Here is a 19,910-nt window from a genome sequence, read left to right as displayed (position 1 = left end):
AGCGCCACATCAGTGATGCGCGTAATTCGATTCCTGCGCTTCGCTGCGCTCTTCCGGTTTCGGACGGCCCTGGGCGTCGGACAGGCGGTATTTGGTGCGGCGGTCGCCCATCAGATCGCGCAGGTCGCGGATGCTCATGCCCGTCACTTCGTGCATGCGGATCAGCAGCGACGCGCCCACTGGCAGACGGTGATGGCGAATCTTGCTGATCACCGGCGGCGCTACTTCAAGCAGGCGCGACAAGGCTGCATCGTTCTTCAACTGCATCTTACTCAGCAGAATGTCGAGCAGGTGGTTAGGGTTGTAACTTTCTTGCGATGCTAATGCATGATGTGCCATGATTTTCCTCGTCTGTTGAATGTTGAAAATAATGCCGATCCGAACTTAAGGCTGACTTAGAGTGTCTGAGAAAGTAAAATCCCCGGTCAGCCCTCCCTCCCCTCAAATTGCACATAAGGCAATATACTAGTTCAAACTGCCAGCACCTGCGCTCAGCACCACCTTGTCGATTGTTAAATATCAATCAAGCTGCTGGTAGGCTTTGCAACGATGCTATTTCAACACATTAGGATGTTGACAGGCGCACACAAGGTTTTGCAGCAACTTGTTACAAATCAATCGTGACACAGGGCAATAATTGCCTTGGCAAGCAGTTACGGTTCACGGGTTTGCCGAACAACCGGATGGCGCGCCGCACATGGCCGGCCACGGCGATTTACGTTAAACTACAGCCTGAACTCCCGCCAGCGCGCCATTCCAGGCGACGCATGCCCACCGCTCTCGCGGCCCCGGCCGGCAGCATCCATCAGCACCTATTACCGCTAACCGCTAAAGCAGACCCCATGCAGAAAAAAGTATTTATCAAAACCTTCGGCTGCCAGATGAACGAGTACGACTCGGACAAGATGGCCGACGTGCTGGGCGCCTCCGACGGCCTGGTGCGCACCGACACGCCGGAAGACGCCGATGTGATCCTGCTCAATACCTGCTCGGTGCGTGAAAAGGCGCAGGAAAAAGTGTTTTCCGACCTGGGCCGCCTGCGCGAGCTGAAACTGGCCAAGCCCGACCTGCTGATCGGCGTGGGCGGCTGCGTGGCCTCGCAGGAAGGCGACGCCATCGTCAAGCGCGCGCCGTATGTCGACGTGGTGTTCGGCCCGCAGACGCTGCACCGCCTGCCCAAGATGATTGAAATGCGCCGCGCCAGCGGCGCCGCGCAAGTCGATATCAGCTTTCCAGAGATTGAAAAATTCGACCATATGCCGCCGGCGCGCGTCGAAGGCGCGTCAGCGTTTGTGTCGATCATGGAAGGCTGCAGCAAGTACTGCAGTTACTGCGTGGTGCCCTATACGCGCGGCGAGGAAGTATCGCGCCGCTTTGAAGACGTGCTGACCGAAGTGGCGGGCCTGGCCGCCCAGGGCGTCAAGGAAATCACGCTGCTGGGCCAGAACGTCAATGCCTATCGCGGCACCATGGAAGGCGGCGAGATCGCCGACTTCGCGCTGCTGCTTGAATACGTGGCCGATATTCCCGGCATCGAGCGCATGCGCTTTGTGACCAGCCATCCGAAGGAGTTCACGCAGCGCCTGATCGACGCCTACGCAAAAATTCCACAGCTGGTCGACCACCTGTACCTGCCGGCCCAGCATGGCTCGGACAAGGTGCTGGGCGCCATGAAGCGCGGCTATACAGGCCTCGAATACAAGTCCATCGTGCGCCGCATCCGCGCGGTACGGCCTAATATGGCCATCTCGTCGGATTTTATCGTCGGTTTTCCGGGCGAGACCCAGGCCGACTTTGACGCCATGATGAAGCTGATTCTTGATGTCGGCTTTGACAACAGCTACAGCTTTATCTTCAGCAAGCGCCCTGGCACGCCGGCCGCCAGCCTGGAAGACGATACGCCGCACGAAGTCAAACTGGCGCGCCTGCAGCAGTTGCAGGCGGCGATCGACGCCAATACGCGCAAATACAGCCTGGCGATGGTCGGCAGCGTGCAGACCATCCTGGTTGAAGGGCGCTCGAAGAAAGACACCGATGCGCGTGAACTGCAAGGGCGCACCGAGAACAACCGCGTGGTCAATTTCGATGCCGGCCCGGACGGCCTGCATCTGATCGGCCATCTGGTCCAGGTGCGCATTACCGAGAGCCATTCCTACACCCTGCGCGGCGAACTTGTCGCCGACGCCACAGCCTTGAAAAGAGCCAGTTGAAAACCAAAGCCCCGATCCAGCCGCACTACTTTATTCCCGAGCCGCTCGACAACACGCGCCTGGCGCACCTGTGCGGGCCGCTCGATGAAAACCTGCGCCAGATTTCCGCGGCGCTCGACGTGACGATTTTCCGCCGCGGCGAAAAATTCATCGTCGGCGGCAGCAACGCCGAGCGCGCCGTGGCCATCCTCGAGCAGTTCTATGCCGTCGCCAACAAGGTGGTGCCGCTGGAAGAAGTGCAGCTGGCGCTGGTCGAACAACGCGCCAACCAGTCGGCCGCATCCGAGCACCATGCACAGCAGCCGGGCGCGCAGGCAGCAGCGCCGGCATCGACCTTTGTCGAACCCGATATCGCCAGCCCGGTGCTCAAAACGCGCCGCAGCGACCTGCGCGGACGCACGCCGCACCAGATCGCCTACCTGCGCAATATCCTCGAACACGACATCAGCTTTGGCGTAGGGCCGGCCGGCACCGGCAAGACCTACCTGGCCGTGGCCTGCGCGGTCGATGCGCTCGAACGCGACGCCGTCAAGCGCATTATCCTGACCCGCCCGGCCGTCGAAGCGGGCGAGCGGCTGGGCTTTTTGCCGGGCGACCTGGCGCAAAAGGTCGACCCCTATCTGCGCCCGCTGTACGACGCGCTGTACGACCTGCTGGGCTTTGACCGCACGCAAAAACTGTTTGAAAAACAGGTGATCGAGATTGCTCCGCTGGCCTATATGCGCGGACGCACGCTCAACCACGCCTTTGTGATCCTCGACGAAGCGCAGAACACCACGGTCGAGCAGATGAAGATGTTCCTGACCCGTATCGGCTTTGGCAGCAAGGCCGTGATCACCGGCGACGTAACCCAGGTCGACCTGCACAAGAGCCAGACCAGCGGCCTGGTCGACGCCGTGCACGTGCTGAAAGACGTGCGCGGCATCGGCTTTACCCACTTTAACAGCACCGACGTGGTGCGCCATCCGCTGGTGGCGCGCATTGTCGATGCTTATGAAACGGCGCAGGCCGCCGGCCTTGATGCCGCCGCCCTGCCCGCCATCACCAAACCAGCCGCCGCCAAAAATGTCCGAAAAAAATAAACTCTCGCTGTCCGTGCAATACCCGGACACCCGCCTGGAAAGCCTGCTGACGCGCCCGAAAATCCGCCGCTGGGTCAAGGCTGCGCTGCTGGCGCCGGCCGAACTGGCGATCCGCTTTGTCGACGCCGAAGAAGGCCGTACGCTTAACCGCGACTACCGCGAAAAGGACTACGCCACCAACGTGCTGACGTTTGCCTACAACGAAGGCGAACAGCTGGCCGACGACGAGCCGACCCGCGCCGACATTATCCTGTGCACCGACGTGCTGGAAAAGGAAGCGGCCGAACAGGGCAAAAGCGTGGAAGAGCACGCGGCCCACCTGATCGTGCACGGCGTGCTGCATGCGCAGGGCTACGACCATCTCGATGACGAGGAAGCGACCGAAATGGAAGACCTGGAGACCGAGATCCTGGCGACGCTGGGTATTTCCGACCCATACGCGGACCAGAAAATTTGACGCGAACGTAACTCGACGCAGGTCGGATCAGGCGGCACGCCGTAATCCGACAACACCCGTCAGCATGACCGACAACACCCCGCGTCAACACAACGCCTGCCTCGCAACGTCAGATTACGCTGCGCTAATCTGACCTACCCTCCCTTACCACGCGCTGTAGTTGGCCGGCAGCCATCGATAGCCCTCGCCGTCCCTGGCGATATGTCCGATACCGGGAAAGCTCAGGTGCGCCGCACCGACCCAATACCCGTTTTTCGCCGCGTCGGCCATCTCGCTGGCGCGCTGCGCTTTTGCCGCCGCCGCGTCAACGTCGAAACGGATGGTGGTGTCCGGATGGGCGAACTGCACTGCGCCCGCATGAATCATGTCGCCCAGCAGCAGCAACTTCTGTCCACCGCTTTCCACCGCATAGTAGCTGTGGCCAGGCGTATGACCAGGTGCAGCCACCGCGCGAATGCCGGGCACGATCTCTTCGCCATCCTGGAACGGCGACAGCTTGCCCGCCGCCACGTAGGGCGCCAGCATGGCCTGCGCTTCGTCGAAACCATGACGCTGGCCTTCTGCGGCGCCTGCCCGATTCGCCGGGTTCAGCCAAAAATCGCTGTCATGACGATCCACATACACCTGCGCGTTCGGAAACAACCTCACGCCGTCATGCGACAGGCCTCCCGAATGGTCGGCATGGATATGCGTGAGCAGCACCGCGTCGATCTGCTCGGGCGCATAGCCGGCGTTGCGCAGACTGCGCTGCAAGCGGCCCGCGTGCTCACCCATCGGCAGACCAAACAGGTCGCCCGCGCCCGTATCGATCAGCACCAGATGCTTGCCCGTGTTGATCAAAAACGCATTGATCGACGTTTCCGTCATAGGCTGCAGGTGGGCCGCTTGCAGGCTGGCGGCCAGGGTAGCGGGCGCGATTCCGGTCAGCAGTTTGTCGAGCGGGATGGTAACGGTGCCATCGGACAGGGTCGTGACCTGGAACTTGCCCAGCATCATGCGGTAGATACCAGGCGCCGGAGCCTGGTCGAACGGAGCGGCGGCCAGCGCGGTGTGGGACAAGGCAAAGGTGGCGGCCAGCGCGGCCAGGGTTTTGAGAGCAGACATGAAATACCTTTCGGAAGAAGTGATACCGCAGTAAACTCCTTTTCATCATATAAATGAAATTGATTATTTAGATTACAGGCATCCAAATGCTCGATATACGAGGCGTCGACCTGCCCCTGCTGGTATCGCTTGACGTGCTGCTGGAAGAAAAACACGTGACGCGCGCTGCTGCCCGCCTGCATCTGAGCCAGCCGGCCATGTCGGCCCAGCTGGCCCGGCTGCGCATCCTGTTCGACGACCCACTCCTGGTGCCGGCCGATTCCGGGCGCGGCATGCTGGCCACGCCGCGCGCGCTTGAACTGCAGGCGCCGCTACGCGCCGCGCTGGCCATGCTGGGCCAGGCCGTGCGCCGTGATGCGCCGCCGTTCGATCCGGGCACGGCCGGGCGCACCTTTCATATTGCCGGCAACGACAACGCCGTGCTGATGCTGATGCTGCCGGTGGTACAGCAGGTGGCGGCGATCGGCGGACCTGGACTGAAACTGGCGTTTCGCACGCCGGAACCGGCGCACCTGGCAGGACAGATGGAACGCGGCGAGATCGATCTGCTGGTCGGCGGCAGCCGCTTTGTCCCGGCCACCTTGCACCAGAGCCCGGTGCTGCTGGTCGAACACCGTATGGCCCAGCGCAAAGGCCATCCGCGTGGCACCGCGCCGCTCGATGTGGATAGCTACTGTGCGCTGCGCCATATCGTCGTGTCGACCAACGGCAGCTTTCACGCATTTATGGACGAGCAACTGGCAAAGTTGGGCCGCACACGCAGCGTGCCGGTCGCCGTGGCCCAGTACAACCTGGTGCCGCCAATGCTGGCAGCCACCGATCTCGTTTGCACCTTGCCATCGCGCTTCCTCGACCGCTTTCAAGACCAGCTCGACACCTTCGAGCTGCCCTTGAACGTACCGGCGCTGGATCTGTCGCTGGCCTGGCATCCGCGCAGCGACAACGATGCCGGGTTGCGCTGGCTGCGCGAGCAGGTGGTGGTACATGGCACAGGCATGCCACAATAGCGCTATCACACAACGACGCAAGGATATATATGGCCACCTGGGCAATCGACGCCTTCGGCAACGACTACGCCATGGACTGGGCGCAGGACTTGCACGAATATAAAACGCTGGAACTGGTCGAGACCACGCTCGACAACGTGATCGACAGCACCGAAGCCGAACTCGAAGCGCCGTTTGCCGCCGAAGCGCTGGCGGCGCTGGAAGTAATCGCGCGCCTGCAGGGCAATCCGGGAGAGCGCGACCCGGCCACCGCCGAAGTCGATGAATGGGTAGCGGCCTGCAAGAAAAAAGTCACGCCGCCGCTGCTGGAAAAAGCGCGGCTGGCGTTGGCGCGCATTACGGCCGAGTCGTCCGAGCTGCGCCAGCTGTGGCAGGACAGCGAGCACTGGGAAGACTGGCAACGCGAGGTAGCAGCGCTGCAGTCGCGCGTGCTCGGTGGCGCGGCTGCATGAACCGTACACAAAGCGGCTGAAGCGCGCCAAATAACTGCCCAAAGCGCGAAATTGCGGTAGTGCCGCCATTTTGGTGTATCCTATATGCCTTCGCAACAACGGCTCACGCCTCCTATGCCAGAGCACCCTAGTGGCGTCAGAACTGACGCCAAACCCCACCGGTCGCTGTTTGAACGCCTGACCGCCCTTATTTCGCCCGAACCCGAGAACCGCGCAGAGCTGCTCGATGTGCTGCATGACGCACACGAACGCAAGCTGATCGACGCCGACGCCCTGTCGATGATCGAAGGCGTGTTCCAGGTCTCGGATCTGTGTGCCCGCGACATCATGATTCCCCGCTCGCAAATGGATGTCATCGACATCAGCAAGCCGATCGAGGAATGGATGCCCGAAGTGCTGTCGACCGCCCACTCGCGCTTTCCCGCCATCGAAGGCGAGCGCGACAAGGTAGTCGGCATCCTGCTGGCCAAAGACCTGCTGCGCTACTACGCCGAGGAATCGTTCGACGTGCGCGCCATGCTGCGCCCGCCGATCTTCATTCCCGAGTCCAAGCGCCTGAACGTGCTGCTGCGCGATTTCCGCGCCAACCACAATCACATGGCCATCGTAGTCGATGAATACAGCGGCGTGTCCGGCCTGATCACCATCGAAGACGTGCTTGAACAGATCGTTGGCGACATCGAGGACGAATACGACTCCGATGAAACCGAAGACAACATCATGTCGCTGCGCGAAGGCCAGTTCGGTCCGCGCTGGCGCGTCAAGGCGCTGACCGAGATCGCCCAGTTCAACGACGAACTGGGCGCCCGCCTGGCCGACGACGATGTCGACACCATCGGCGGCCTGGTCTCGAAACACCTGGGACGCATGGCGCACAAGGGCGATATTCTCGACCTGGGCAATCTGCGCTTCGAGGTGCTGCGCGCCGATGCGCGCCGCGTGCATGTGCTGCTGGTCGAGCGTCTGCCCGATGTGCCTGAACTCGATCTCTGACATGCGCGTGCTGTAGATGCGTTTCAGACGCCAGGACCCCAACGCCCCCGCCAGAGCGCCCAAATCCACCTGGGCGCGCATGCTGACCGCCGCCGTTGCCGGCGCGGTGGCGGTGCTGGCCTTCGCTCCCTTCGGCTACTGGCCGCTGCAGATCGCCTCGCTGGGCGTGCTGTTCTACCAGGTGCTGCGTGCCTCGGATATCAAAAAAAGCGCGCTGGTCGGCTGGGCCTACGGCTTTGGCTGGTGCGCCGCCGGCACCCACTGGCTGTATATCTCGATGCACCGCTACGGTGACATGGCCGCACCGCTGGCGGTGATTGCGGTGGCGCTGCTGGCGCTGCTGATGGCCATCTACGTGGCGCTGGCGATGGGCGCGGCTAGCTGGCTACGCCAGCGCTGGACGCTGTCGATCCCCGTCATGGCGCTATTGGTGCTGCCGGCCATGTGGACGCTGTTCGAGTGGACGCGCGGCTGGCTGTTTACCGGCTTTCCGTGGCTCGCTACCGGCTACGCCCACAACGCCAGCCCACTGGCCGGCTTTGTGCCCATCGTCGGCTCATACGGCACGGGCTGGCTGGCCGCGCTGTCGGCCGGCGCCTTGCTGCTGACAATGCACCGCACGCGCTGGCCGGCGCTGGCCGGCGTGGTGGCGCTGTATGCAGCCGGCTTTGCCCTGCAGGGCGTCGCCTGGACCCATGCGGTGGGCCGGCCGATCTCGGTACGCCTGTTGCAGGGCAATGTGCCGCAGCAGGAAAAATTCGACCCCGGCTTCGTGCTCGGCGCGCTCAATATGTACCAGAAGGCCATCACGGCCGCGCCGGCCGACCTGATCGCCACGCCGGAAACGGCGGTCACGGTGCTGCCGCACCAGCTGCCGCCCGGCTATCTGGACAACCTTGCCAGCTACGCGCAAGGCACCGGCAGCACGATTTTGCTGGGCATGCCGGTACTCGACGAACAGCAGCAGTTCTATAACGCGGCGCTGGGCATTACCGGCCAGCCTGCCGGCGTGCCGTACTACCAGTACCGCAAGCACCATCTGGTGCCGTTCGGCGAATTCGTGCCGCCCGGCCTGCACTGGTTTGTCGCCATGATGGCCATCCCGCTGGGCGACATGGGCCGCGGCGCCGAAGTCCAACCGCCGCTGGCGGTGCGCGACCAGCTGGTGCTGCCCAATATCTGCTACGAAGACCTGTTTGGCGAGGAAATCGCCGGCCAGCTGGCCAGTGCGCACCGCGCCGGACGCCAGTCGGCCTCGGTGCTGCTCAATATCTCCAACCTGGCCTGGTTCGGCGACTCGATCGCCATTCCACAGCACCTGCAGATCTCGCAGATGCGCAGCCTGGAGACGGGCCGCCCGATGCTGCGCGCCACCAATACCGGCGCCACCGCCGTGATCGACGGCAAGGGCGTGGTACTGAGCCAGCTGGCCCCTGTCACCCAAGGTGCGCTGGCGGCCAGCGTGCAGGGCATGGGCGGCATGACGCCCTATATCTTGTACGGTAACAAGCTGATGCTGGCGCTGACCGTGCTGGCGCTCGCGGCCGCCGTGCTGCTGGGCCGCGCAGGCCAGCGGCGCGGCGCCGGCCAATAATACGTTACTGAGGCGTCATAAAAACCGCTAAAATTAGCAAACCATGGCCGGCCCGTGCGCTGTGAACCAGCAGCGCGGCCCGGCTTCAAGCAAACCCTAACAACGCGCGGCCTTGAGCGCGGCGAATCCATACGATGCTGACATTTCAACAAATTATCCTGACCTTGCAAACCTACTGGGACAAGCAAGGTTGCGCCCTGCTGCAGCCTTACGACATGGAAGTGGGCGCCGGTACATTCCATACCGGTACCTTCCTGCGCGCGATCGGCCCGGAGCCGTGGCGCGCTGCGTATGTGCAGCCGTCGCGCCGCCCGAAAGACGGCCGCTATGGCGAAAACCCGAACCGCATGCAGCACTACTACCAGTACCAGGTGGTGTTGAAACCGGCTCCGGAAAACATTCTCGACCTGTATCTGGGTTCGCTGGCCGCGCTCGGCCTGGACCTGAAACAAAATGACGTGCGCTTTGTCGAAGACGACTGGGAAAGCCCGACCCTGGGCGCCTGGGGCCTGGGCTGGGAAGTCTGGCTGAACGGCATGGAAGTGACGCAGTTCACCTACTTCCAGCAAGTGGGCGGCCTCGATTGCAAGCCGGTGCTGGGCGAAATCACCTACGGCATCGAACGTCTGGCGATGTATCTGCAGGGCGTGGAAAACGTGTACGACCTGGTATGGACCGAGTGGGAAGAAAACGGCCAGATCAAGAAGCTGACCTATGGCGACGTGTTCCACCAGAACGAAGTGGAACAATCGACCTACAACTTCGAGCACGCCAATACCGAACTGCTGTTTGCCCAGTTCAGCAACCATGAGTCCGAAGCCAAGCGCCTGATCGAACTGGCACTGACACTGCCGGCCTACGAGCAGATCATGAAGGCCTCGCACAGCTTCAATATGCTCGACGCGCGCGGCGCCATCTCGGTCACAGAGCGCGCCGCCTATATCGGCCGCGTGCGCACGCTGTCGCGCTTGGTGGCGCAAGCCTATTACGACTCGCGCGAACGCCTCGGTTTCCCGATGCTGCCCGCTGCCGACAACGCCGCCCCTGCCGCCTAACAGCGCCCCTAGACGCCGCAACAGACAAGAATCACCATGAACCAGACACTGCTTATTGAACTGCTGACCGAAGAACTGCCGCCGAAAGCGCTGGCCAAGCTGGGCGCCGCCTTTGCCGCCGGCATCGTCAACGGCCTGAAATCGCGCGACTTCCTGGAAGAAAACAGCGTCGCGACCAGCTACGCCTCGCCGCGCCGCCTGGCCGTTTCCATCACCAATGTGCGTGAAGTCTCACCCGACAAATCGATCCGCGAAAAAGTGCTGCCGGTCTCGGTCGCGCTCGACGCCAACGGCAACGGCACCGCGCCGCTGGCCAAGAAACTGGCCGCACTGGGTTTTCCCGACCTGACGGTGGCCGACCTGGAACGCGCTGCCGACGGCAAGGCCGAGAGCTTCTTCTACACCCACACGGCGCCAGGCAGCAAGCTTGAAACCGGCGCGCAGGCAGCATTGAGCGAATCTTGCGCCAAGCTGCCGATTCCAAAGCTGATGAGCTACCAGCGCCCGGACGGCAGCACCGTGCAATTCGTGCGCCCTGCCCATCGCCTGGTCGCGCTGCATGGCATCAACCTGCTGCCACTGACCTTGCTGGGCCTGGAAGCGGGCCGCGAGACGCTGGGCCACCGCTTCCTGACCGACGGCCAGCCGATCACCATTGCGCACGCAGAAAACTATGCCGCCGGCCTGATTCTGAACGCCAGCGTGATTGCCAGCTTTGACGAGCGCAAGGCCACCATCCGCGCCCAGCTGCTGGAAAAAGCCGGTGCCGACCAGGTGCTGATGCCAGAATCCTTGCTCGACGAAGTGACCGCGCTGGTCGAATGGCCGGTGGTCTACGAATGCCATTTCGAGGAAGAATTCCTGGCCGTGCCGCAGGAATGCCTGATCCTTACCATGCAGACCAACCAGAAATACTTTGCGCTGACCGATGCCGATGGCAAGCTGCGCTCGCGCTTTCTGATCGTCTCGAACATCGCCACCGACACCCCTGAGCACATCGTTGGCGGCAACGAACGGGTGGTGCGCCCGCGTCTGGCCGACGCCAAGTTCTTCTTCGAGCAGGACAAGAAGAAAACGCTGGAGTCGCGCCTGCCGCTGCTGGCCAATGTGGTGTATCACAACAAGCTCGGTACGCAGGCTGCGCGCACACAACGCGTCACCGCGCTGGCCGGTGCCATCGCCGGCAAGCTCGGCTACGACGTAACGCTGGCCGAACGCGGTGCGCGCCTGGCCAAGGCCGACCTGCTGACCGATATGGTTGGTGAATTCCCCGAGCTGCAAGGCATCATGGGCACCTACTATGCACGCCATGACGGTGAGCCGGAAGAAGTGGCGCTGGCCGCCTCGGAACACTACCAGCCGCGCTTTGCCGGCGATGCGCTGCCGTCGACCGCCACCGGCACGGCCGTGGCGCTGGCCGACAAGCTTGAAACGCTGGTCGGTATCTGGGCCATTGGCCTGGCGCCAACCGGCGACAAGGATCCGTTCGCACTGCGCCGCCACGCACTGGGCGTGCTGCGCATGCTGCTGGAAAAACGCCTGCCGCTGTCGATCAAGGGCCTGCTGGCCGATGCGGCGGCGCAGTTTGCCCAGGTTCCCGGCTTCAAGGACCCGACTGCGGACGTGGCCAGCTTCATGTTCGACCGCCTGCGCGGCATGCTGCGCGAACGCGGCTTCTCGCCCAACGAGATCGAAGCGGTGGTGGCGCAGCAGCCGGACCGCCTGGACGATATCGTGCAGCGCCTCGAAGCGGTGCAGGCCTTTGCTGCCCTGCCGGAAAGCGCCTCGCTGGCAGCGGCCAACAAGCGCATTACCAATATCCTCAAAAAGAACGAGGAAGCGGTCAGCCAGGTTGCCGCCGGCGGCGTGAACGTGGCGCTGCTGCAGGACGAGGCCGAGAAAAAACTGGCCGCCTCGGTGTCGCGTGTGCAGCCTGAAGTCGATGCGGCGTTTGCCCGCGGCGACTTTGCGCTGACCTTGCAGACGCTGGCGCAGCTGCGCGACGATGTGGACGGCTTCTTCAACGACGTGATGGTGATGGCCGACGATGTGGCGCTGCGCAACAACCGCCTGGCGCTGCTGTCGTCCCTGCACGCGATGATGAACCGCGTGGCCGACATTTCCAAGCTGGCGGCATAATGGGTACGGCGCCGCTCAAGCTGATCATTCTTGACCGCGATGGCGTGATCAACCACGACTCGCCGGACTTTATCAAGTCGCCGGCCGAGTGGCTGCCGATACCCGGTTCGCTCGAAGCGATCGCGCGCCTGAACCAGGCTGGCTACCGGGTGGTGATCGCCTCGAACCAGTCGGGCATTGCGCGCGAATACTTCGACATGACGGTGTTAAATGCGATTCACCAGAAGATGCATACGCTGGCGCAGCAGGTCGGCGCCGATATCGACGCCATCTTCTTCTGTCCGCACGCCGGCGCCGACAACTGTGACTGCCGCAAGCCCAAGCCGGGCATGTTCCATGAAATTTCGCAGCGCTACAACACCAGCCTGAAAGGCGTGCCGACCGTGGGCGACTCGCTGCGCGATCTGCAGGCCGGCTTTATCAGCGGCTGCACGCCCTACCTGGTATTGACCGGCAAAGGCGAACAAACCAATGAAACCGGTGGCCTGCCGCCCGGCACCCAGGTCTTTGCCGACCTGGCCGCCGTGGTCAGCCACCTGCTCAAGGCGCCCGCCGCCCCCTCGCCCACTGTGGCATCAAGTAATTAATCCGGAGAACCGCGTTGCGTAATATTTCCCTGTTCCTGCGATCGCTGCTGTTCATGATCATCATGATCGTGTCCACCATCGTTTGGGCCTGCGTCTGCTTTTTTGCTGCGCCATTGAGTTACAACAAACGCTACTGGGTCACTTCGCGCTGGAATGTGCTGATGATCTGGTGCGCCAAGGTCATTTGCGGCATCCGCTACGAAGTCAAGGGCGCCGAGAATTTCCCCGACCAGCCAGCCATCGTCTTGTCGAAGCACCAGTCGGCCTGGGAAACCATCTTTTTGCTGCCCAATTTGCCGCGCCCTCTGGTGTATGTGTTCAAGAAGGAGATTCTGTACATTCCGTTCTTCGGCTGGGCCATGGCGCTGCTGCGCATGATCCCGATCGACCGCAAGCAGGGCAAGCACGCGTTCCGTAGCGTGGTGGCGCACGGCAAACGCCGCCTGGCGGACGGCCAATGGATTATCATGTTCCCCGAAGGCACCCGTATTCCGGTGGGCCAGAAGGGCCAGTACAAGAGCGGCGGCACGCGCCTGGCGATTGCCACTGGCGCGGTGGTGGTGCCGATTGCGCACAACTCGGGCGAGTGCTGGCCCAAGCAGTCGTTTCTCAAGCGGCCGGGCGTCATCACGGTCTCGATAGGCAAACCGATTTCGCCGGAAGGGCAAACCCCGGACAGCATGATGCAACAGGTGGAAAATTGGATAGAATCAGAAATGCGCGTCATTTCGCCTCACGCCTACAACGCTGGCTAGACGGCATCAGCGCGGTCATCCAGGAGCCGACACTGCGTCAGCAGTTAAAGACCATCAGGGTCGGCGACAAGCAACTGGATCTGTTCGCGCACGATGTCTCGACCAGCCCCCCTGCGGCGCTGCGCCCTGCAGCACCGCAGGTGCCTGTTATTGCGCCGCCGATGGCGCCAGTAACCACACCGGCAAGCGCGCCGGTAACTGTTTTACCTCCTCCACCCGCTCCCCTGCCTTCGCCGCCACGCGCTGACGATGGACCGCCGCTGCGCCAGTTGCAACTGGGGCAGCACCTGGTCGAATTTGCGCTGCGCCGCTCGACGCGCCGCTCGATCGGCTTCATGATCGACGATAACGGCCTGCGCGTGACCGCGCCCAAACGCGTGACACTGGCTGAAATCGACAATGCGATCCGCGCCAAGCAAAGCTGGATTATCGCCAAGCTGCAGGAACGCGGCGAACGCAAGTTGCAACGCCAGCAGCGTGCACCCGTCGCCTGGCACGACGGTGCGCAGCTGCCCTACCTGGGCGGCGACATCACGCTGCGCCTGCACCAGGCCCAGCGCCACCGCGCCAGCTTCCAGGCGGATACCAATGAGCTGCATGTGTGGGTCACGCCCAGCGGTACCGAACTGCAGTTGAAGGAGAAGGTCAAATCCTGGTATCAGCAGCAGGCGCGTTCGCTGTTCGAGCAAAGGCTGGACCTGTACGCGGCCAGGCTGGGCGTGCGCTACGCCTCGCTGTCGCTGTCGTCGGCCGGCACGCGCTGGGGCAGCTGCACCATCGAACGCAAGATCCGCCTGAACTGGCGTTTGATCCACTTTGCGCTGCCGCTGATCGACTACGTGGTCGCGCACGAACTGGCGCACCTGCTGGAAATGAACCACAGCCCGCGTTTCTGGGCCACCGTGGCGACGATCTACCCCGACTACGAAGGCGCCAAGCTGGCGCTGAAAAAGCGCTCGCAGGAGCTGCCGGTGCTGTTTGGGTGATGCGGCGGCCCGGCAATATCCTTATGGGCCAACAATGTTGTCGGATTACGCGCTGCGCGCTAATCCGACCTACGTGACTAATCCGACATACGTGACTGATACGGTGCAGGCAGGAAAAAATCGTAGGTCGGATTAGGCCGCAGGCCGTAATCCGACAACCTTGCCAGCGTCAACAATGTTGTCGGATTACGCGGGGCTTTGCCCCGCTAATCCGACCTACGTGATATACATTAATTGTTGGATTTCAAGAGCGCTTCAGGTCAGCAGCGGCCTGATTGCTTCCATGGTGCGCGGCGTCGCTCCGCGGTGCTGGCTGGCAAACGCCAGCGCGTGCGCGCCCATGGCGGCCAGTTGCTGGCGATCCGACAGCAAGCTGGCAGCCTGCGCCATCAGCGCCGCTGCATCATCGACCCGCACCGCGCCGCCAGCCTCGATGGCCTGCTCGGTCACCTGCGCAAAATTGAAGGTGTGCGGGCCGATCAGCACCGGCTTGCCCAGTGCTGCCGGTTCGATCAGGTTCTGGCCGCCCAGCGGCAGCAGGCTGCCGCCGACAAAGGCGCAGTCGCAGGCGGCGTAATAGGCAAACATCTCGCCCATCGAGTCACCCAGCAGCACCTGCGTATCGGCGCCGATGGGCTGCCCTGCCGACCACGAAGACCGGCGCTGCGCCGTCAAACCATGCGCATTGACCAGTTGCGCCACTTCGTCGAAGCGCTGCGGATGGCGCGGCACCAGCAGCAGCAGCACATCGGCCGGCAGGCTGGCGCGTGCCGCCACAAAGGCGTCCAACAGCAGCACCTCTTCGCCTTCGCGGGTGCTGGCGCACAGCAGCACCGGTCGTGCGCCGATGGCAGCGCGCAGCTGTGCGCCCAGCGCCAGCGCCGCTTCCGGCACCACCACATCGAACTTGATGCTGCCGGTAACGGCCACCTGCTGCACGCCGAGCTGGCGCACGCGTTCGGCGTCGTCCGGCGTCTGTGCGGCCACCAGCGCAATGCCGCGCGCGGCGTCGCCGATCAGCCGGCCCAGGCGCAGCGCCTTGCGCAGCGAGCGCGCGGACAGGCGTGCGTTGGCCAGCACCACCGGCACCTGATGCCGATTGCACTGATCAATCAGATTGGGCCAGACTTCGGTTTCCATCAATATGCAAATGCGCGGCGCAAAATGGCGGATAAAGCGCGCCGGCATGGCGCCCGTGTCATACGGCAGATAGCTTTGCACCAGGCGCGCACCATGGCGCGCAAACAGCGCCTTGCCGGTGGCGCGCCCGGTCGGCGTCATATGCGTGAGCACGATGCGGCTGTGCGGATAGCTGGCCAGCAGCGCATCGACCAGCGGTTCGGCCGCGCGCGTCTCGCCCACCGAGACGGCGTGCAGCCAGATCGTCATCGGGCTGGCGGCAGGTTTACTGCCGTAAAAGCCCAGGCGCTCGCCCCAGTGCTGGCGATAGCCGGGTTCCTGGCGTCCGCGCAGCCATAGCCGCGCCAGCACCAGCGGCAGCGCCAGCCACCAGGCAAGGGTATAAAGAATACGCATCAGTTTCAGTTCAGACGGCCAGCAACTGTCTGGCAGCAGCCAGCACTTCGGCAACGTCGGGCGGCGCGCCCTTGTCGCCCAGATTGATAATACGCGGCGACCAGTTGCCTTCGGTCTTCCAGCGCGGTGAATCGGCATAGATTTCCACCGTCGGCGTGCCAAAAGCGGCAGCGATATGGGTCAGCCCCGTATCGACGCCTATCGCCAGCGCTGCCTGGCGCGCCAGCAAGGTGGCCTCGCTCATCGACAGCTTGGGCAGCACGCGCGCATTGGGCAGGCCCGCGGCCAGCAGTTCGGCCTCGGCTTTTTCCTTGGGCGAGCCCCATGGCAGCAAAATCGGCATCGGTGCCAGCGCCTGGCCCAGCGCGATCCAGTTCGCACTTGGCCATTTCTTGGCGTCGCGCGCGGTGCCATGAAAATACACGGCATACGACTCTGCCCCCATCCAGTCGGGACGCGGCGCATCCTGCTCTACCTCCGGCAGGCCGAAATCGGCCGCTGTATCGACCGTATAACCGAGGGCGGCGGCGGCCACCAGGCGCCCGCGCGCCACCGCATGCGTGCGCGGATCGAGTGGAATGCTCTTGCTGTGGAAGATGCGCGAAATGCCTTCGTAACCGGAGCCTTCGCTGCCATTGGCCAGGCCGACCTTCTGGCCGCCCGGCGCCAGGCGCGCCGCGCCCATGATCACGCCGGTCTTGAGCAGACCCTGCGTGTCGAACACATAGTCGTAGCGGGTCTGGCGCAACTGGCGGAAAAACGCAGCAATTTCAGCGCGCGTTTCCTTTTTGCCCAGGCTTTTGCGCCACCGTCGCAGTGCAAACGGGAAGATGGTGCCGACACGCGCGTTCAGGCGCACCAGGCTGACATAGCCCTCCTCCACCACCCAGTCGATAATCGCATCGGGATAATGGCGGGCGATATCGGCCACCATCGGCAGATTATGCAGCACGTCGCCCAGCGAGGAGACGCGCACCAGCAGAATTTTCAACGGCGCCTTCGCGCCTGCATGGCCAGCCATCGTTCAGAAAGGCAGAAGGGCGTCCGGCTTGGCAGCCAGGATCACGCTCTTGAACTGGCCCTGGATGCGCGCCAGCGCTTCCGGCGTCTCGGCCTCGAAACGCATCACGATCACCGGCGTGGTGTTCGACGAGCGGGCCAGGCCGAAGCCGTCGGCATATTCCACGCGCAGGCCGTCGATGGTAATGATCTGCTCATTGCCAGGGAAGACCGCGTCGCGGCGCAGGGTGTCCATCAGCGCCACGTTTTCGCCTTCTTTCAGTTCGAGGTGCAGTTCGGGCGTGCTGTCGGACTGCGGCAGCGAATTGAGCAGCGCCGACGGATCGCTTTCGCGGGTCAGGATTTCCAGCAGGCGCGCGCCCGAATACAGGCCGTCGTCAAAACCGTACCAGCGATCCTTGAAGAAGATATGGCCACTCATTTCGCCGCCCAGCGGTGCGCCGGTTTCACGCAGCTTGGCCTTGACCAGCGAATGGCCGGTCTTGCACATCAGCGGCACGCCGCCGTGCTTGCTGATATACGGCGCCAGGTGGCGCGTGCATTTCACGTCGTACAGAATCTGTTCGCCCGGGTGGCGCGTCAGCACATCGGCGGCAAACAGCATCATCTGGCGATCCGGGTAGATGATCTGGCCATCCTTGGTGACCACGCCCAGGCGATCGCCGTCTCCGTCAAAGGCAATGCCGATCTCGGCATCGGTCTCGGCCAGGGCCCGAATCAGGTCCTGCAGGTTTTCAGGATGCGCCGGGTCCGGGTGATGGTTGGGGAAATTGCCGTCGACTTCACAGAACAGTTCGATCACGTCGCAGCCCATGCCGCGGAACAGCTCGCCGGCAAATGCGCCTGCCACGCCATTGCCGCAATCGACAGCGATCTTGATCGGGCGCGCCAGCTTGGCGTCGCCCAGGATGCGCTCGATATAGGCGGCGCGGATATCATGCGTGCTGTAGTTGCCAGGAGCGGCTACGGCAGCGGCGCCATTGCTGTCATGGGCGACGATGCTGTGGTACAGCGCCAGAATGGCGTCGCCATAGATCGCTTCGCCCGCCAGCACCATCTTGAAACCGTTGTAGTCAGGCGGATTATGGCTGCCAGTCACCATGATGCCGGAGCGCGTGCCGAGTACATTGGTGCCGAAATACACCATCGGCGTGGCCACCATGCCCAGGTCGATCACATCGACGCCAGCCGATTGCAGGCCTTGCGCCAGCGCGCCGGCCAGTGCCGGGCCTGACAGGCGGCCATCACGGCCGATCACGACCGTCTTCTCGCCCTTGGCCAAGGCTGCCTGGCCAAATGCCCAACCGATCTTTTTAGCCACGCTGGCATCGAGAGTCTTATCAATGATGCCGCGGATATCGTAAGCTTTGAAGATCGTTTTTGACAGGGCAACTGTGTTCATGGTTTCAGCTTGTAAAAAGTAGGAGGGCACAGCGGCCGCGCCGCAAGGCTTGCTACTGCACCATGTATAGCGAATTATACGCGCAGCAGCTCGATTGCCTTGCCCGATTCCACCCAACTCCTGACCCATATCGGCTGGCGGCCGCGGCCAGTCCACTGTTCGCTGGCGTTATCGGGATTGCGGTAACGCACCGCGACCTTGCCGGTGCGTGGCACGCCATCCTGTATCAACTGTTTGAGCGTGATACCCGCTTGTTCGGCAATGGCCATAATCTGATCGCGCGCCTGATGCAGATCCTTGCGTTCACGTTGTTTGAGTTCCTGGGTAACCTGATCCTGCAAATTACGCAATTGAACCATTGTCATCATTGATAATTCCATCACTGCCATCCTTTGCATTTACATCAGAAATAATCCTGCCAATATACTGCATTTTTGATTGATTTGATTTCAAAGCCGGTCTCTATTTCAATTAATCCGATTAATCCGATTAATCAATCGGCGCATTTAAAATAAACGCCGGCCGCTTAATTAATAATATTTGCCCTTGTTGCCGGATTGATTTCCCGGCCTGCCACCGGCATTCACGATGCCACCTGCGCCGCAGGAATCGCAGGCACACGGTAAAATCCGTCGATATTGCTATTTTGTCCGCACTGTATGCGCATACTATGAAAACTTACTTTATCGGTGATTTGCAAGGCTGTCATGATCAGACGCAGGCCTTGCTGGAGCGGCTGCACGACATCGCAGACGGTCCTTATCGCATTCTGTTCTGCGGCGACCTGATCAACCGGGGGCCCGATTCGCTGGCGACCTTGCGCCTGGTCTACCGCCTGTGGCAGCAGGACCTGGCCGACAGCGTGCTGGGCAACCATGATCTGCACCTGCTGGCGGTGGTCAACGGCATCCGTCCAGAGCATGCTTCCGATACCCTGTCCGATATCCTGGCCGCGCCGGACCGTGACGAGCTGATCGGCTGGCTGCGCCGCCGTCCGCTCGCGTTGCAGCAGGACGGCCACCTGCTGGTGCACGCCGGCCTGCTGCCGCAATGGACACCGCGACAGGCGCTGGCGCTCAGCGATGAGGTGTCAACCATGCTGTCGGGCGACGGCTGGATTGACTTCCTGCGCCAGATGTACGGCAATGAGCCGGCGGCCTGGCGCAACAGCCTGCGCGGCGCTGACCGGCTGCGCTGCATTATCAACGCCATGACCCGGCTGCGCTTTTGCAGCGCCGACGGCGTAATGGATTTCAAGCTCAAGGAAAGCGGCACCGCACCGGCAGGCTCCGGGCTGATGCCGTGGTTCGAGGTGCCGGGCCGGCGCAGCGCGGTCGAGACGGTGGTGTTTGGCCACTGGTCGGCGCTGGGCCTGCGCATCGAACCGAACCTGATCGCGCTCGACAGCGGCTGCGTCTGGGGCGGCCAGCTGTCGGCCGTGTGCCTGCAGGACCACTCGCTGGTCCAGGTCAGTTGCCCCGAGTTCCGGCAGGCAGCCGGCAAGGCGGCCCGGTAAATGCAGCATCCGCAT

Annotated in this window: 19 protein-coding genes; 13 read left to right on the top strand and 6 right to left on the bottom strand. The window is 62.7% G+C overall.

Translation table 11 applies throughout. From position 1 onward, the window contains the following. Positions 1 to 9: 9 nt before the first annotated feature. Positions 10 to 339: a hypothetical protein gene (locus GCM43_RS08035; RefSeq protein ID WP_152243027.1), complete on the bottom strand. Its 330-nt coding sequence runs from the start codon at positions 337 to 339 to the stop codon at positions 10 to 12. Between the two features lie 503 nt (positions 340 to 842). Between GCM43_RS08035 and miaB the strand changes: the two genes are divergently transcribed. The 3 genes from miaB to ybeY are packed head-to-tail and all read left to right on the top strand — an operon-like array spanning position 843 to position 3,749. Beyond that, the gene (gene miaB / locus GCM43_RS08030; RefSeq protein WP_152243026.1) at positions 843 to 2,210 is read left to right on the top strand and encodes a tRNA (N6-isopentenyl adenosine(37)-C2)-methylthiotransferase MiaB; all 1,368 of its coding nucleotides are present in this window, start codon (positions 843 to 845) and stop codon (positions 2,208 to 2,210) included. Then, positions 2,207 to 3,292: a PhoH family protein gene (locus GCM43_RS08025; protein WP_152243025.1), complete on the top strand. Its 1,086-nt coding sequence runs from the start codon at positions 2,207 to 2,209 to the stop codon at positions 3,290 to 3,292. Before miaB ends, GCM43_RS08025 begins: the two co-directional genes overlap by 4 nt. Further along, positions 3,276 to 3,749: an rRNA maturation RNase YbeY gene (gene ybeY / locus GCM43_RS08020; RefSeq protein ID WP_152243024.1), complete on the top strand. Its 474-nt coding sequence runs from the start codon at positions 3,276 to 3,278 to the stop codon at positions 3,747 to 3,749. The genes GCM43_RS08025 and ybeY overlap by 17 nt, the downstream gene beginning before the upstream one ends. Before the next feature lie 144 nt (positions 3,750 to 3,893). Here ybeY and GCM43_RS08015 read toward each other — a convergent pair whose 3' ends face one another. After that, a complete protein-coding gene (locus GCM43_RS08015; protein ID WP_152243023.1) occupies positions 3,894 to 4,853 on the bottom strand; it encodes an MBL fold metallo-hydrolase in 960 nt (319 codons plus the stop codon). Positions 4,854 to 4,939: 86 nt separating this feature from the next. Between GCM43_RS08015 and GCM43_RS08010 the strand changes: the two genes are divergently transcribed. From GCM43_RS08010 to GCM43_RS07970, 9 genes are all read left to right on the top strand, one after another. After that, complete coding sequence (locus GCM43_RS08010; protein ID WP_152243022.1) at positions 4,940 to 5,860, top strand: LysR family transcriptional regulator; 921 nt, start codon at positions 4,940 to 4,942, stop codon at positions 5,858 to 5,860. A gap of 29 nt (positions 5,861 to 5,889) precedes the next feature. Further along, positions 5,890 to 6,312: a DUF4259 domain-containing protein gene (locus GCM43_RS08005; RefSeq protein WP_152243021.1), complete on the top strand. Its 423-nt coding sequence runs from the start codon at positions 5,890 to 5,892 to the stop codon at positions 6,310 to 6,312. A 114-nt stretch (positions 6,313 to 6,426) separates the two neighbouring features. Then, positions 6,427 to 7,305: an HlyC/CorC family transporter gene (locus GCM43_RS08000; protein ID WP_152243020.1), complete on the top strand. Its 879-nt coding sequence runs from the start codon at positions 6,427 to 6,429 to the stop codon at positions 7,303 to 7,305. Positions 7,306 to 7,321: 16 nt separating this feature from the next. Continuing rightward, positions 7,322 to 8,899 (top strand): apolipoprotein N-acyltransferase, encoded by a 1,578-nt coding sequence (gene lnt, locus GCM43_RS07995; protein WP_193315566.1) that lies wholly within the window; start codon positions 7,322 to 7,324, stop codon positions 8,897 to 8,899. A 134-nt stretch (positions 8,900 to 9,033) separates the two neighbouring features. Then, entirely contained in the window at positions 9,034 to 9,954 is a 921-nt protein-coding gene (gene glyQ / locus GCM43_RS07990) for a glycine--tRNA ligase subunit alpha (protein WP_152243019.1), read from the top strand. Positions 9,955 to 9,990: 36 nt separating this feature from the next. Continuing rightward, entirely contained in the window at positions 9,991 to 12,093 is a 2,103-nt protein-coding gene (glyS, locus tag GCM43_RS07985; RefSeq protein ID WP_152243018.1) for a glycine--tRNA ligase subunit beta, read from the top strand. Beyond that, positions 12,093 to 12,680, top strand: a complete 588-nt coding sequence (gene gmhB / locus GCM43_RS07980; RefSeq protein ID WP_152243017.1) for a D-glycero-beta-D-manno-heptose 1,7-bisphosphate 7-phosphatase — start codon at positions 12,093 to 12,095, stop codon at positions 12,678 to 12,680. The genes glyS and gmhB overlap by 1 nt, the downstream gene beginning before the upstream one ends. Positions 12,681 to 12,694: 14 nt before the next feature. After that, on the top strand, positions 12,695 to 13,435 hold the full coding sequence (locus GCM43_RS07975) for a lysophospholipid acyltransferase family protein (protein WP_152243016.1): 741 nt from the start codon (positions 12,695 to 12,697) through the stop codon (positions 13,433 to 13,435). A gap of 53 nt (positions 13,436 to 13,488) precedes the next feature. Continuing rightward, positions 13,489 to 14,421 carry a M48 family metallopeptidase gene (locus GCM43_RS07970; protein ID WP_413770939.1) on the top strand — a complete coding sequence of 311 codons (933 nt, stop codon included), beginning with the start codon at positions 13,489 to 13,491 and terminating at the stop codon, positions 14,419 to 14,421. 255 nt (positions 14,422 to 14,676) lie between these two features. On the opposite strand, the gene waaA is transcribed toward GCM43_RS07970, so the two are convergent. The 4 genes from waaA to GCM43_RS07950 all read right to left on the bottom strand — a co-directional run bounded on the left by waaA (position 14,677) and on the right by GCM43_RS07950 (position 18,747). Then, entirely contained in the window at positions 14,677 to 15,957 is a 1,281-nt protein-coding gene (gene waaA / locus GCM43_RS07965; RefSeq protein WP_152243015.1) for a lipid IV(A) 3-deoxy-D-manno-octulosonic acid transferase, read from the bottom strand. Positions 15,958 to 15,967: 10 nt separating this feature from the next. Further along, on the bottom strand, positions 15,968 to 16,978 hold the full coding sequence (waaC, locus tag GCM43_RS07960; protein WP_152243014.1) for a lipopolysaccharide heptosyltransferase I: 1,011 nt from the start codon (positions 16,976 to 16,978) through the stop codon (positions 15,968 to 15,970). A 3-nt stretch (positions 16,979 to 16,981) separates the two neighbouring features. Then, positions 16,982 to 18,379 (bottom strand): phosphomannomutase/phosphoglucomutase, encoded by a 1,398-nt coding sequence (locus GCM43_RS07955; RefSeq protein ID WP_152243013.1) that lies wholly within the window; start codon positions 18,377 to 18,379, stop codon positions 16,982 to 16,984. Between the two features lie 74 nt (positions 18,380 to 18,453). Next, a complete protein-coding gene (locus tag GCM43_RS07950) occupies positions 18,454 to 18,747 on the bottom strand; it encodes an H-NS histone family protein (protein ID WP_319636945.1) in 294 nt (97 codons plus the stop codon). Positions 18,748 to 19,049: 302 nt separating this feature from the next. Here GCM43_RS07950 and GCM43_RS07945 point away from each other — a divergent pair, with 302 nt between their 5' ends. Continuing rightward, positions 19,050 to 19,895: a symmetrical bis(5'-nucleosyl)-tetraphosphatase gene (locus tag GCM43_RS07945; RefSeq protein ID WP_152243011.1), complete on the top strand. Its 846-nt coding sequence runs from the start codon at positions 19,050 to 19,052 to the stop codon at positions 19,893 to 19,895. Positions 19,896 to 19,910 lie beyond the last annotated feature (15 nt).

The sequence above is a fragment of the Janthinobacterium aquaticum genome, assembly GCF_009208565.1.
Classification (GTDB): domain Bacteria; phylum Pseudomonadota; class Gammaproteobacteria; order Burkholderiales; family Burkholderiaceae_D; genus Janthinobacterium.
The sequence above is the reverse complement of the archived record's forward strand: the minus strand, read 5'-3'. Positions and strand labels throughout refer to the sequence as shown.